At 72.6% G+C, this 12,802-nt stretch carries 11 protein-coding genes; 3 read left to right on the top strand and 8 right to left on the bottom strand.

The window, feature by feature from the left end:
* Nucleotides 1-14: 14 nt before the first annotated feature.
* Nucleotides 15-1,403 carry an FAD-binding oxidoreductase gene (locus ABZ880_RS18060; RefSeq protein WP_361263321.1) on the bottom strand — a complete coding sequence of 463 codons (1,389 nt, stop codon included), beginning with the start codon at nt 1,401-1,403 and terminating at the stop codon, nt 15-17.
* Nucleotides 1,404-1,509: 106 nt separating this feature from the next.
* Entirely contained in the window at nt 1,510-4,113 is a 2,604-nt protein-coding gene (locus ABZ880_RS18055; RefSeq protein ID WP_361263318.1) for an AAA family ATPase, read from the bottom strand.
* Between the two features lie 175 nt (nt 4,114-4,288).
* On the opposite strand from ABZ880_RS18055, the gene glnA reads away from it, so the two are divergent.
* On the top strand, nt 4,289-5,698 hold the full coding sequence (glnA, locus tag ABZ880_RS18050; protein ID WP_361263315.1) for a type I glutamate--ammonia ligase: 1,410 nt from the start codon (nt 4,289-4,291) through the stop codon (nt 5,696-5,698).
* A gap of 80 nt (nt 5,699-5,778) precedes the next feature.
* Here glnA and ABZ880_RS18045 read toward each other — a convergent pair whose 3' ends face one another.
* Together ABZ880_RS18045 and ABZ880_RS18040 are read right to left on the bottom strand one after the other, a co-directional pair.
* Entirely contained in the window at nt 5,779-6,156 is a 378-nt protein-coding gene (locus tag ABZ880_RS18045) for a peptidase inhibitor family I36 protein (protein ID WP_361263312.1), read from the bottom strand.
* 126 nt (nt 6,157-6,282) lie between these two features.
* Entirely contained in the window at nt 6,283-7,188 is a 906-nt protein-coding gene (locus ABZ880_RS18040) for a hypothetical protein (protein ID WP_361263309.1), read from the bottom strand.
* A gap of 275 nt (nt 7,189-7,463) precedes the next feature.
* Between ABZ880_RS18040 and ABZ880_RS18035 the strand changes: the two genes are divergently transcribed.
* Both ABZ880_RS18035 and ABZ880_RS18030 read left to right on the top strand, forming a co-directional pair.
* Nucleotides 7,464-8,102, top strand: a complete 639-nt coding sequence (locus ABZ880_RS18035) for a hypothetical protein (protein WP_361263307.1) — start codon at nt 7,464-7,466, stop codon at nt 8,100-8,102.
* Nucleotides 8,081-8,257 (top strand): hypothetical protein, encoded by a 177-nt coding sequence (locus ABZ880_RS18030; protein ID WP_361263304.1) that lies wholly within the window; start codon nt 8,081-8,083, stop codon nt 8,255-8,257. The genes ABZ880_RS18035 and ABZ880_RS18030 overlap by 22 nt, the downstream gene beginning before the upstream one ends.
* A 45-nt stretch (nt 8,258-8,302) precedes the next feature.
* Here ABZ880_RS18030 and ABZ880_RS18025 read toward each other — a convergent pair whose 3' ends face one another.
* The 4 genes from ABZ880_RS18025 to ABZ880_RS18010 form a co-directional block, all read right to left on the bottom strand.
* On the bottom strand, nt 8,303-9,082 hold the full coding sequence (locus tag ABZ880_RS18025; protein ID WP_361263499.1) for a hypothetical protein: 780 nt from the start codon (nt 9,080-9,082) through the stop codon (nt 8,303-8,305).
* Nucleotides 9,083-9,313: 231 nt separating this feature from the next.
* On the bottom strand, nt 9,314-11,875 hold the full coding sequence (gene mgtA, locus ABZ880_RS18020) for a magnesium-translocating P-type ATPase (RefSeq protein WP_361263301.1): 2,562 nt from the start codon (nt 11,873-11,875) through the stop codon (nt 9,314-9,316).
* A 79-nt stretch (nt 11,876-11,954) separates the two neighbouring features.
* The gene (locus ABZ880_RS18015; RefSeq protein ID WP_361263496.1) at nt 11,955-12,269 is read right to left on the bottom strand and encodes a metalloregulator ArsR/SmtB family transcription factor; all 315 of its coding nucleotides are present in this window, start codon (nt 12,267-12,269) and stop codon (nt 11,955-11,957) included.
* Between the two features lie 130 nt (nt 12,270-12,399).
* Nucleotides 12,400-12,696: a hypothetical protein gene (locus ABZ880_RS18010; protein WP_361263298.1), complete on the bottom strand. Its 297-nt coding sequence runs from the start codon at nt 12,694-12,696 to the stop codon at nt 12,400-12,402.
* Nucleotides 12,697-12,802 lie beyond the last annotated feature (106 nt).

Below are 12,802 nucleotides of genomic sequence, written 5' to 3'. Positions count from 1 at the left end.
GTGAGCCAACCTGCTCAGCTGGGGCGGATGTTCTGGTTGAGGCGGAAGACGTTGTCCGGGTCGCGGTCGGCCTTGATGCGGGCCAGGCGGTCGTAGTTGCCGCGGTAGCTGGCCCGGACGCGGTCCTGGCCCTCGTCCATCATCATGTTCACGTAGGCGCCGCCGGCCGAGTACGGGTGCAGGGCGTCGAAGTAGTCGACGGTCCAGCGCCTGATCAGTTCGGCGTTGGCCGGGTCGGGGTCGACGCCGGCGTAGACGGAGGACCACTGGGCGCCGCGGTAGGCCCAGGGGGTCTCGTCGGGGCCGACGTCGTGGGCGGCGCCGTCGATCGGGTACAGGTGCATGGTCGACTGCATGGTCGGGACCTCGGCGCCGAACTTGGCGTGGAGCTGGACGGCCTCGTCGGGAATCTCGTTGACGAAGTCGGCGCGCCAGTACCACTGGTGGCCGGGCGGGTAGAGCCCGTCGAACATGGACTGCAGGTCGGGGTGGGGCATCGGTGCGGTGAAGTGCAGCATCGGCGTCGGGAGGGCGTCGAGCAGCGGGGCCATCTCGCGTGCGGCCGCCTCGGGGTCGCTGCCCGCGTAGCACCAGACGACGCCAGCCGTCTTGCGCATCTGGATGTCCTCGGGGAACGGCGGGGCCGGCGGGACGGTGCCGTACAGGAAGAAGGCGTTGAGGTCGCGGGGTGCGTTCGGGAGGAAGTCCCGGTAGGCGCTGAGGACGTCGGCGCTGATCTCGACGGGCCAGAAGGTCGGTCCGCCGACCACGGTGCCGACCTCGTGCAGCCGGAAGCGGAACGAGGTGACGACGCCGAAGTTGCCGCCGCCGCCGCGGATCGCCCAGAACAGGTCGGTGTTCTCGTCGGCGCTGGCGCGCACCTGCTGTCCGTCGGCCAGGACGACGTCGGCGGCCAGGATGTTGTCGATGCTCAGACCGCACTTGCGGGTGAGGTGGCCGAGTCCGCCGCCGAGGGTGAGGCCGCCGACGCCGGTGGTGGAGACGATGCCGCTGGGGGTGGCGAGGCCGTGCGGGTTGGTGGCGCGGTCCACCTCGCCCCAGACGCAGCCGCCGCTCACCTGGACGGTGCGGGCCGCGGGGTCGACTTGGATGTCCTTCATGGGTGACAGGTCGGCCACCACGCCCCCGTCGACGGTGCCGAGCCCGGCCCCGTGGTGGCCGCCGCCGCGGACGGCGAGGGGCAGGTCGTGGGCGCGGGCGAAGCCGATCACGCGGGCGACGGCGTCCGCGTCGGCGCAGCGTGCGACGAGTGCGGGGCGGCGGTCGATCATCGCGTTGTAGACGGCGCGGGCCTGTTGGTAGCCGGAGTCCTCGGGGCCGATCAGCTCTCCGGAGAAGTCGGCCAGTTCACGGCGTGCGGCCTGCGCGACTGTGCTGGACATACGGATATCCCCCGTTTTTTCGGAGTCGGGTCGATTGGTACGTTCTACTCGGGTAGCGCGGGAGCGGGTATCCGTGGGTGTCACCTAGCTCGGGCTCGCGGGGTACCTACGTTTCGCGGTCCGCGAGCAGTCCGAGCTCCGCCGCGCGGACGGCGGCGTGGCGCCGGGTGGGCGCGTCCAGCTTGTCGAGGACGGCGCGTACGTGGTTGTCGACGGTGCGGACGGACACGACGAGCCGGGCGGCGATCTCGGAGTTGGTCAGGCCCTGGGCGAGCAGCCGCATGACCTGCAGCTGCCGTTCGGTGAGGCCGGCCGGGTTGCCGCGGGTGGCGGCGAGCGGGCCGCGCGGGATGTGCCGCACGCCGAGCCCGCGAAGCTCGGCGCGGACCAGCCGGGCCAGGGGTTCGGCGCCCAGCGCGTCGAGCTTGGACAGGGCGGTGAGCTTGTCGGCGGGTTCCGGGCTCTCGGCGAGCGCGGCGGCGTATTCGTAGGGGCAGCCCGCGGTGTGCCACAGGGCCGCGGCGCGCCGCCACTGGCCGCGGGCCTGCAGCGCGTACGGATGCCCGGAGTCGTCATCGGCCGGGACGGGCTGCCCGGCCTTGGTGAGCCAGTAGCCGAGCTCGGCGCGGTAGGGGACGCCGGCCAGGTGGCGGGCCTGGGCGTGGAGCGGGGCGACGGCTTCGATCACGGCGGCATGGTCGCCGCGCAGCCAGGCCGCCTCCGCGAGGGCGGCGGCGACGGGGCCGGTGCGCTGGAGTTCCCGGGTCCGTATGGCGATCTCCCGGGCCTCGGCGAGGAGTTCACCGGCGCCGGGCCGGCCGCAGCGGGTGCGGATGCGGGCCAGGACGGTCAGCGCCGGGCAGCGCGCGGGCAGGAAGTCGTGGATGCCGAACTCGGCGTGCCGCTCGGCGTCCTCCCAGTCGGCGGCGGCGAGCCGGCGGATGGCCAGCTCGACGTGGAGATAGGTGAGGAACCCGAGGTGTTCGGCGCGGTCGGCGAGGTCCATGGCCGGGGGCAGGAAGCGGTCGGCCTCCGCGTACTGCAGATTGTCGAGCAGGGTCCAGATGAGATTGGCGTAGGCGCGGCAGGCGTGCTCGACCTCGCCGGCCTCGAGGGCGACCTCGAGACTCTCCTCCAGCTGGTGCCGCCCGCCGGGGTCTCCGCCCCGCCAGCGGGCCGTGCCCTGGTTGTTGAGGGCGTGCGAGAGGATCGCCGCGTCGTCCGTCTTGCGGGCCAGGACGATGGCCCGCTCGGCGTGCTCGACGGCCTCGGGATAGCGGTCGGAGAGCATCCGCAGCTGGGCGATGTTGCTGACGGCGAGCGCCAGCAGCCGGTCGTCGCCGGCGTGTTCCAGTACGGCGACGGCCTCTCGGGCGGCGGCCTGCGCCTCGTCGGCGTCGCCGGCCCACCAGTGGATACGGGACAGCCAGCGCAGGTCGCCGCCGAGGGCGAGGGTGTCGCCGAGCGAGCGGCGCAGGGAGACCGCCTCGCGCTGGGCGGTGACGGCCGCCGCCGAGTCGGCGATCGTGTAGCTCTCCACCGCGTAGCGTTCGAGCAGGTCGGCGAGTTCGGGCGGGCTGTAGCGGTGCCGTTGGTGCAGAACGAGGCGGAGCTGGGCGGCGGCCTCGCGGTGGGCGCCGGCTCCTGAGGCGTCGCGGGCCGCGTCGGGGCCGTACCGGGCGATGGCGTCCCGGTCGCCGGCCTGGGCGGCGTGGTGGACGATGCGGGCGGCGTCCGAGCCGGGCCGGGCGACGAGCGCCGCGAGGACGTTGCGGTTGAGGTCGATACGGCGGGCGGCGGGCACGGAGTCGGCGACCGCGCGCCGGATCAGCTCGTGCCGGAACGCCACCCGCTCCGGGGCCACGGCCAGCAGCCCGCGCTGCTCGGCTTCCGCGAGGACGGCCACACCTTTGATCAACAGCTCGTCGACCAGGGAGCGTTCGACCGCGGAGGAGACGACGGCGAGCTGCTCCAAAGCGTCCACGGTCGCGGGATCGAGCCCCCGCAGCCGGGCGAGGACGGCGTCGACGACCGTCGGGGGCACTCCCCCGGTGCCGCCCGCGGCCACCACCTCGCTGACGAAGAAGGGGTTGCCCGATGTCACCTCGTACACCTGCGCCGGGTCGAGGCCACCGGGCGCGCTGAGCGTGCGGACCGCGTCGAGGGACAGCCGGGCCAGGGGCAGGCGGTGCACACGGGGCGCGCGGGAGACCTGACCCAGGAGGTGGCGCAGGGGGTGGCCGCGGCTCAGCTCGTCGTCGCGGTAGGTGAGCACGAGCAGCGCGGGCAGCCGCTCCATCCGCCGTACGAGAAAGCGCAGGGCGTCCAGGGAGGCCTCGTCGGCCCAGTGCACGTCCTCGATCACGAGGACCGCCGGGTGCGGGCTCACGGCCAGTTCGCCCTGCAGGGCCTCGTAGACGCGATGCCGGTCCCCGCCCTCGGTGACGGCGCGGGCCAGCTCGGCGCCGACGCTGCCGACGAGGTCGCGGAACGGGCCGAGCGGCCGCCGCGTGGCGAGGTCGTCGCACTGGCCGACGAGCACCCGTGCCTGCAGCGGGAGCCGGTCGGGCATGGCCCTGACCAGGCTCGACTTGCCGATGCCGGCCTCGCCGAAGACGAGCAGCACCGACCCCGCCCCGTCCGCCGCCTCACGCGCGGCCGAGGCCAGTCGTGCCAGCTCGGGCTCACGTTCGAGGATCCCCCGGTCCACGCGCCGATTCTGTACGGCAGGCCTTCATGAACACCACCGCCCGAAGGCCTCCCCTTGGCCCGGTCGTCAAACTCCCGCTGTCCGCCCTGAGGGGGCCTTCGGCCTTCCCCGGGCCCACGCCCCGTGCCTACAGTGCACAGCAGGTGGACACCCCGCGGCTTGAAGGGTGAGTCGGATGTTCCAGAACGCCGAGGAAGCCAGGAAGTTCATCTCGGACGTGGACGTGAAGTTCGTGGACGTCCGCTTCTGCGATGTGCCCGGCATCATGCAGCACTTCACCGTGCCGGTGGAGATCTTCGACCCGGACGACGAGCTGGCCTTCGACGGCTCCTCGATCCGCGGTTTCCAGGCCATCCACGAGTCCGACATGGCGCTGCGCGCCGATCTGTCGACGGCCCGCCTGGACCCGTTCCGCAAGGACACGACGCTGATCGTCAACTTCTTCATCCACGACCCGGTGACCGGCGAGCAGTACAGCCGCGACCCGCGCAACGTGGCGAAGAAGGCGGAGACGTACCTGGTGTCGACGGGGATCGCGGACGCGGCGTACTTCGGCCCGGAGGCGGAGTTCTACGTCTTCGACAGCGCGCGCTTCGAGACCAGGACCAACGAGGCCTTCTACCACATCGACTCCGAGGCGGGCGCCTGGAACACCGGCGCACTGGAGGACAACCGCGGATACAAGGTCCGCTACAAGGGCGGCTACTTCCCGGCCCCGCCGGTCGACCACTTCGCGGACCTGCGCGCCGAGATGACCCTGGAACTGATCAAGTGCAACATCCTGGTGGAGAAGCAGCACCACGAGGTCGGCACCGCGGGCCAGGCAGAGATCAACTACAAGTTCAACACCCTGCTGCACGCCGCCGACGACCTGCAGCTCTACAAGTACATCGTCAAGAACGTCGCCTGGCGCAACGGCAAGACGGCCACCTTCATGCCCAAACCGATCTTCGGCGACAACGGCTCCGGCATGCACTGCCACCAGTCCCTGTGGCAGGGCGGCAGCCCGCTCTTCTACGACGAGGGCGGCTACGCAGGCCTGTCGGAATCGGCCCGCCACTACATCGGCGGCCTGCTCAAACACGCCCCGTCGCTGCTCGCCTTCACCAACCCGACGGTGAACTCCTACCACCGCCTGGTCCCCGGCTTCGAGGCGCCGGTCAACCTCGTCTACTCCCAGCGCAACCGCTCCGCCTGCATCCGCATCCCGATCACGGGCGCCAACCCGCAGGCCAAGCGCCTGGAGTTCCGCGCCCCCGACCCGTCCTGCAACCCGTACCTGGCGTTCTCGGCCATGCTCTTGGCGGGCTTGGACGGCATCAAGAACAAGACGGAACCCCCCGAGCCGGTCGACAAGGACCTCTACGAACTCGCCCCCGAGGAACACGCGAACGTCCCCCAGGTCCCCACCGACCTCCCCTCCGTCCTGGACGCCCTGGAGTCCGACCACGAGTACCTGCTGCAGGGGGACGTCTTCACGCCGGACCTGATCGACACATGGATCGAGCTCAAGCGGACGAACGAGATCGCTCCGCTGCAACTGCGGCCGCATCCACATGAGTTCGAGCTGTACTTCGACGTCTGACGCGCCCCACGAGCAGGGGCCCGCACCGCGCACGAGGCCGGTTCACCATCGCGGATGGTGAACCGGCCCGTTCGGCGAGTTCAGCAGCCGGTGGCCCAGATGTGGGAGTCGCCCCGGTCGTTGGCGGCCGCGTTGTAGCCGACCTCCTGTCCGGGGGCGAGGCAGATGGTGACGCCGTCGCTCTGCCAGGCGCTGGCGTACACCTTGACGTGGTCCTTGATGCCCGGGCCCGAGATCCCGTGGTTGGCCCAGGAGCTGTCCTCGTCGGCGATGTTGCTCTCCCACCAGCCGTCGTCGCCGGTCCAACTCACGGACAGCCCACCGAAGTTGGCGTCGGTGTAGGCGCAGAAGCTCCCGGAGGCACAGGTGGCTGCGGCCTGGGCGGTGCCGGGTACGGCGGCCAGGGCGGTTCCGGCGGCGAGGAGCACGCCGGCGGCGGAGATGAAGGCCTTGCGCATGATGCGGTTCCTTTCGGTATCTAACACATTGCGGTTGCGTGATTGCGGTGAGTGAGGTCGAGTGTTCGCAGCGAAGGTGCGGTCGAGCGGGTGCTGCGAGGGTGGTGAAGTCGCCCGGAGGACGTCTCAGATGCCGTGCCGGACGGCGTACTCCAGGCCGTGTTCGCGCAGTTGCCGGTGCCTGCCGATCAAGTCGGCGTACTCGGCGCGCAGTTCGGCACTGTTGCGCTTCTCCAGACGGGCGCCGGTGGCCGCCAGGTCCGTGCGCCGGACGCACCGCGCCTCCGCGACGGCGTACCGCTTCTGCAGCTTGGCGGCCTGACCCGGCTCGAGGTCACGGGCGCTGCGCCGCCATGCGTCGCGCAGGTCCGCGGGATCCTCGGCCTTGTGCACCGGCGCGATGCAGCGCGCCCAGCGGGCGAGGGCGGCCCGGTACGCCGGGTCCTGAGTCACGCGCCGGTGCGCGGCGGCGGCGAGGTTGTTCACGGCGACATCGCTGCGGAACCAGGCCGCCTGGTCGCCGTAGAGGACCCGCTGCGCTTCGGCGAGGCAGCCGTCGCTGTTGGCCTTGACGACGAGTCCGGTGGCGGTCCGGGTGGACAGTTCGCGGCGTCCGGTCCCGAACAGCGCGTCGGACAGCCGCTGTTGCTGCGCCAGGGTCTTCTTGTCCGGCTGCGGTGCCTGCTCCGTCCGCTGTGTGCGCCCGGCCTGCGCCGCGATGCCGAAGCCGTGCCGGGCGGCCCAGGCCGGATCGTCGATCCCGTACGGGAACTGGCGCTCGCCTTCGCCGACTCGAGCCTGTGCGGTCGACTTCACCGACCCGCTCGGCGTCGGCGGAACCGCCACCTTGCGGTCCGTCAGGCAGCGCTGGACGAGCGCGGACTGAGCCTTCTTCAGCAGATCGTCCTGGGCCCTGGTGGACCGTGGCACGGACCGCGGCTTCCCCGCGTCGTCGCCCTTGCCGCAGCCGCCGACCATGGTCGCCACGCACATCGACAGCGCCACCGTGGACACGAACCTGGAAGCCCGCACCGTGGCCACCCCTCACTTCGATCAGCCGTCTTCCGACTCCCCCGTCGGCTTGATTTCCATTAGAGGGGAGAGGGAGGCGACTGTGATCCTGTGAAGTCATAGGGCGGGCCGCCGGACCTCCGCGCCGGCGGGTATGCCGTGGACTTCCGCGGCGCCGCCTTCGACGTACTGGACGAGATGGGCATCCTCGACGAAGTGCGCGGGCACGACACACAGATGCGCGGCACCGCTCTCCTGGATGCGGCGGGGGCGGGACCGGGCGGTTACCGGCCGATGTGTTCGCGGGTGAACTCGAGGTCCCCAAGCAGGCGTTGACCCGGATCCTGCACCGGATCACCGCGGACGACGTGGAGTACGTGTTCGACGACTCGATCGCCGCGCTCACTCAGCACGACGCCGGCGTGCGGGTCGAGTTCGAGCGCGGCGCGGCCCGCGAGTTCGGCCTCGTGCTCGGGGCGGACGGGCTGTACTCGAAGGTGCGGCAGCTCGCCTTCGGTCCGCACGCCGACGCGCTGCGGCATCTGGGGCTGTCCGGCACCGGGTTCACCACGGCCAACTTCCTCGGCCTGGACCACACCGGTCTGCTGCAGCAGGGCAAGGGCACGGCAGTCTACGCGTTCAGCGCGGCCGGCAAGGAGCGGATGGCGGTGGGCCTCTCCTTCGAGACCGACTCGCCCGCCCTGGACCGGCTCGGGCGCGAGGAGCAGGAACAGGCGGTGCGGGACGCGTTCGCCGGACACGGCTGGGAGATGGCGCCGCGACTGCCGGCGGCGATGTCGGCGGCGGACGACTTCCACTTCTCCTCCTCCGCCCAGGTCCGGCTGGGCACCTGGTCGCACGGCCGGATCGCCCTGGTCGGCGACGCGGCCACTGCGCCGCGCCCACCAGCGGCATGGGCACCTCGCAGGCCCTGATCGGCGCGCGCGTCCTGACCCGGCGGCCGGCCGAGGCGAACGGCGACCACACGAGCGCGTTCACGGCGTACGAGGCCGAACTGCGGCCGTACGTCGCGGAGAACCAAGCCAAGGGCCGAGCGGGCACGGCGGCGTTCGGGGGCCGGGTCGCGTGACCGAGCCCGCCCCGTAGGCCGGCGGGCAGGGCGTGCCGCCCGCCCTCAGTACATCGGCTTCCGTACGGAGTGCGCGGCGTACTGCTGCCGGGCCAGCGCGGTCGCCTGCGGGCGGGGGAGCAGTTGGCGGCGGCGGGCGGAGGTGGCCGAGGCGTTCGGCCACCTCTGCCCCCGGACGTGGAGCAGGCCCATGACGATCGCCACGCCGATGGCTATGAGGTGCTCGCGGCCGGCGAGGTTCGGTACGGCGACGGACTCCCACACCATCGACCCGCCGGTGAGCATGAACAGCACGGGTGCCCGCCGGACGACGGAGAGATAGGTGAACAGGCCCACGACGGCGGCCGAGGGTCCGGTGTCGAGGACGTGCCCGATCTCGGGCGGCAGCCCCAGCCCCCACCAGCCCGGCCCGAGCGCGATCATCACCCGCACCATCAGGGTGCCGGCCAGCGTGGTCGCGTACGCGACCGCCAGCGTCCGGGCCCTGCCGAGGGCGAGCTCGGCCAGCGCGAACGCGAGGAACAGCTGGGTGATCCCCGCCCACACCGGCAGATCCAGGGCCGGCACATACAGCGAAACCGGAGTGCGCAGCAGCGCCAGCCCCAACGGCAGGTCGGCGGTGACCCCGCCGAGCATCCGTACCACCACCGCACCGGCCGGCCGCTGCGCCACCGCGTGGAAGAAGATCACCCCGAACGCGGCGATGAACGCCAGGGTCAGCGCGGGCAGCCCGCGGGCCCGCAGTTGCCGTACCGGATCGACGACGATGCCCTGCCATTCCCCCCGCACCGTGCGCCAGACGAACCCCGCCGCCCGCCGCCACACCGCCGGCGGCCGCTCCCGCGCGCCAGTGCCCGGCGCGCGGGACGGCTCGTCATGGAACAGATCGTCCTCGCACAGCTTTTCCTCGCAGAGCAAAGGTGCCCCCTAAGTCCCCCGCCAACAGGACGTCCTGGGGATCGCCGTACGTACCCCGAGGAGATGTACGGACATGGACGCCCGACGCCGCAGATTCCGTAGAACAAGATGACGGAACGGGCCTTCCGGTTCGGATCCTCAGGCCTGTTTTTCCAGGTCGGCGACGAGCCGTGCGTCACGTGCCCCGACGGCCGGCAGCCCGGCCGCATACAGCCCGAGGACGGCGGCCAGCAGCAGGTAGTAGAGCGGCGGCAGCGCGGTCAGGCCGAGGAGCGCGCCCGGCGGGGACAGCGGCAGCAGCAGGCCTACGGCGGTCAGCGCGGCGGCGGCCCAGCCGATCGGGCCCGGGAGCCGGCCCTGCGTCCGGTGGCGGCCGGCGCGCAGCAGGAGCATCACGGCGGCCTGGGTGAGCAGGTTCTCGCTGAACCAGCCGGAGTGGAACACCGCCTCGTCGTCCAGGGCGTCCGGGCCGCGCAGGGCGAGCGCCAGTACGCCGAAGGTGGCCAGGTCGGCGACCGCGTTGAGCGCACCGAAACCGGTGATGAAGCGCAGCAGGTCGCGGGGGCGCAGCACGGTCGGGCGGCGCAGCACGCGCGGGTGCGGCCGGTCGTATGCGAAGGCGAGCTGGGCGGCGTCGAAGCACAGGTTCTGGGCCAGCACCTGCGCGGGGAGCATCGGCAGGAAGGGCAGCAGCAGACCGGCGCCGAGCATCGCGATCACGTTGCCGAGGTTCGAGGAGAGGGTGATGCGCAGGTACGCGGCGATGTTGCCGCCCGCGTGCCGGCCGGCCGCGACGGCGTGGCCGATCGCGGTCAGGTCCTTCTCGGCCAGCACCACGTCCGCGCTCTCCCGGGCGACCGGCACGGCGTCGCGCGGGGCGATGCCGACATCGGCGGCGCGCAGCGCGGGCAGGTCGTTGACGCCGTCGCCGAGGTAGCCGACGGTGTGCCCGCCCGCGCGCAGGGCGGCGGCGATGCGGACCTTGTGCTCGGGGGCGCAGCGGGCGAAGACGACGGTGCGGGCGGCGGCCTCGACGAGCTCGGGCTCGGTGAGGCCGTCGATGCGGTCGGCGGTGAGGACGCCGTCCTCGGGCACGGTGATCCCCAGGTCGCGGCAGGCGCGGACCGCGGTGCCCGGGTGGTCGCCGGTGAGGATCCTGACGGTGACGCCCCGGTCGGCGAGGACCTCCAGGGCCGCGGCGGCGGTGGGCGCGAGGGCGTCGCGCAGGGTGACGAACCCGCGGAAGGTGAGGCCGCGTTCGTCGGCCGGAGTGAAGTCCCGGATGCGGCTGACGCGTTCGGCCGTGGCGACCGCCAGCACCCGCAGCCCGTCGTCGGCGTGGACGGCGGCGAGGGCGAGCAGCCGGGCGCGCTCCTCGTCCGTCGCCGTGCAGCGATCCAGTACGGCCTCGACGGCTCCCTTGACGACCAGGGTGTGCGTGCCGAGCGGAGCCCCCGGCGTGCGGACGACTGCGGTGGCGAGGCGCCGTACCGCATCGAAGGGGATCGCCGTCACGCCCTCGTACGCCGCCGGGTCGTCCTCGTCTGCGACGTCCAGGAGTGCGTCGTCGAGGGCGTCGGGCGCGGGCAGATCGACGAGCTGGAGGGTCCACCAGGCGTTCACCGCGGCCCATCGCAGCACCGCCGGATCGTCGCGGCCGTACGGGTCGAGGGCGCGGTGGACGGTGGGCCGGTCCTGGGTGAGGGTGCCGGTCTTGTCCAGGCACAGCACGTCGACGGCGCCCAGGTCGTGCAGCGCGGGCAGCCGCTTGACGATCACTCCGTGGCCGCGGGCGAGCTGCGCCGCCCCGCGTGCCAGGCACGTGGTCACGATCACCGGGAGCATCTCGGGGGTGAGCCCGACGGCCACCGCGACGGCGAACGGCAGGGTCTCCGGGCCCCGCTCGCGCAGCGCGGCGTTGACCATGAGGACCAGCGGCGGGGTCAGCAGCATGAACCGGATCAGGATCCACGAGATCCCGTGCACCGAGCGGTCGAAGGCGCCGGCCTGCCGCCGGGCGGCGAGCGCGCCGTGGGCTGCGGCGAACCGGGTCCGTGCACCGGTCGCCAGGACGACCGCCGTACCGCTGCCGGAGGCGATGCTGCTGCCCTGGAAAGACAGTTGGGGCCGGTCGAAGTCCCCGCCGCCTGCCGCCCGGACCGTGTCGGCGGCGTCCTTCGCCGCGGGAGCCGACTCGCCGGTCAGCGGGGCCTGGTGCACGGTCAGGCCCTGCGCCCGCAGCAGCCGTACGTCGGCCGGGACCACGTCACCGGGGCCGAGACGGATCACGTCGCCGGGCACCAGCTCGGCCACGGGTATCTCCCGCGCCCGGGGCGAGGCCTCCTCACCGGGGCGGCGCAGGACGGTGGCGGTGGTGGCGACCAGGTCCCGCAGCGCGGCCATGGACCGGTCGGCGCGGTGCTCGCCGGTGGCGCGCAGGACGCAGCTCACCGCCACCAGCAGAAGGATCACGCAGGCGGTTCCCCAGGAGGTGACGGTGGCCGACACCAGGCCGAGGCACAGCAGTACGGCGGTGAACGGATCGCGCAGACCGCGGACGAGGAGCCGGGGCCAGGAAGGGTCGCGCTGCATGGGCAGCGTGTTCGCGCCGAAGCGGTCCAGGCGCTCCTCGGCCTGGGTCTCGGTCAGTCCGCGGGGGCCGCTGTCCAGGCGCCGGAGGGTCTCCAGCAACGTCGGCACGCCCGGCTCAGCCGAGACGCTCCCTGGCGCCGGCTCGTCCCGGGAAGCCCCGGCGCCGGGTGCCACGGTCGCGGAGGTCTCAGCCACCGGTCCCGCGCAGCGCGCGCACGGGCACGGAGGCCGCCTCGGCGCGTGCGGCGAGCTGGCCGACCATCAGGCGCACCACGGTCACGACATCGGGGTCGTCGACGAAGTAGATCTGCCGCCGGCCGTCCCGGCGGGAGCGGACGAGGCCGGCGAGCTTCAGCTTCGTCAGGTGCTGACTGACCGCGGGCAGGGCGCCGCCCACCCGGTCCGCGAGGCGGGTGACATCGCTCTCGCCCTGGGCCAGCGCCCACATGAGGTGCAGTCGGGCGGACGAGGCCAGCAGTCCGAAGGCGGCGGCCGCCTCCATCAGTACCTCGGCGGGCGGGTCCTGGAATCCCCCGACGTCGACTGCCACAGTCCTCTCCCGTCCCGCCCGGTCACCCTCAACGCACGTGCGCCGCCCCAGTGTATGAGCCGGACCGGCACGCCCCGGTCGCCTAACGCCCGTCCTCCGCGGCCCCGTCGTCCGCGCCGGAACACTTACGGGCCGCCGTCACATAGACCCAGGCGAGGTCGCCGACCGCGGTTCCGACGGCCATGGCCCCCGCGATCAGCCCGACCGTGATCAGCCCCTCGCCGACGTAGGGCCGGCCGTCGAAGTGGCGCAGCGCGAAGCCGAGGAGCAGGAAGGCGATGGCGGCGACGGCCGGCAGCCTCAGCACGAGCACGTCCCGCACGGGCGCACGCCCGGCCGGGACGTCGGTATCCGCCCTTGACGGCTCAGGATCCTGCATGGCATCTCCCCCGATGGTTGACAGCCCGCGGCGGCTCTCGAGCCGATCGCGCCCGCATGAGCGGTTCTGGGTTGGCGAGTGTAATGGTTGTCGCCTTGCGCAAACT

The organism is Streptomyces sp. NPDC047043 (genome assembly GCF_040644055.1).
Taxonomy (GTDB): Bacteria; Actinomycetota; Actinomycetes; order Streptomycetales; family Streptomycetaceae; genus Streptomyces.
This window is presented reverse-complemented; position numbering and strand designations above follow the sequence as displayed.

What these genes read in the sequence shown, in the direction of transcription:
- ABZ880_RS18060 (WP_361263321.1), bottom strand. Translation starts at nt 1,403, where the DNA reads ATGTCCAGCACAGTCGCGCAGGCCGCACGCCGTGAACTGGCCGACTTC.
- ABZ880_RS18010 (WP_361263298.1), bottom strand. Translation starts at nt 12,696, where the DNA reads ATGCAGGATCCTGAGCCGTCAAGGGCGGATACCGACGTCCCGGCCGGG.
- ABZ880_RS18030 (WP_361263304.1), top strand. Translation starts at nt 8,081, where the DNA reads ATGGGCACCTCGCAGGCCCTGATCGGCGCGCGCGTCCTGACCCGGCGG.
- ABZ880_RS18045 (WP_361263312.1), bottom strand. Translation starts at nt 6,156, where the DNA reads ATGCGCAAGGCCTTCATCTCCGCCGCCGGCGTGCTCCTCGCCGCCGGA.
- ABZ880_RS18015 (WP_361263496.1), bottom strand. Translation starts at nt 12,269, where the DNA reads ATGGAGGCGGCCGCCGCCTTCGGACTGCTGGCCTCGTCCGCCCGACTG.
- glnA (WP_361263315.1), top strand. Translation starts at nt 4,289, where the DNA reads ATGTTCCAGAACGCCGAGGAAGCCAGGAAGTTCATCTCGGACGTGGAC.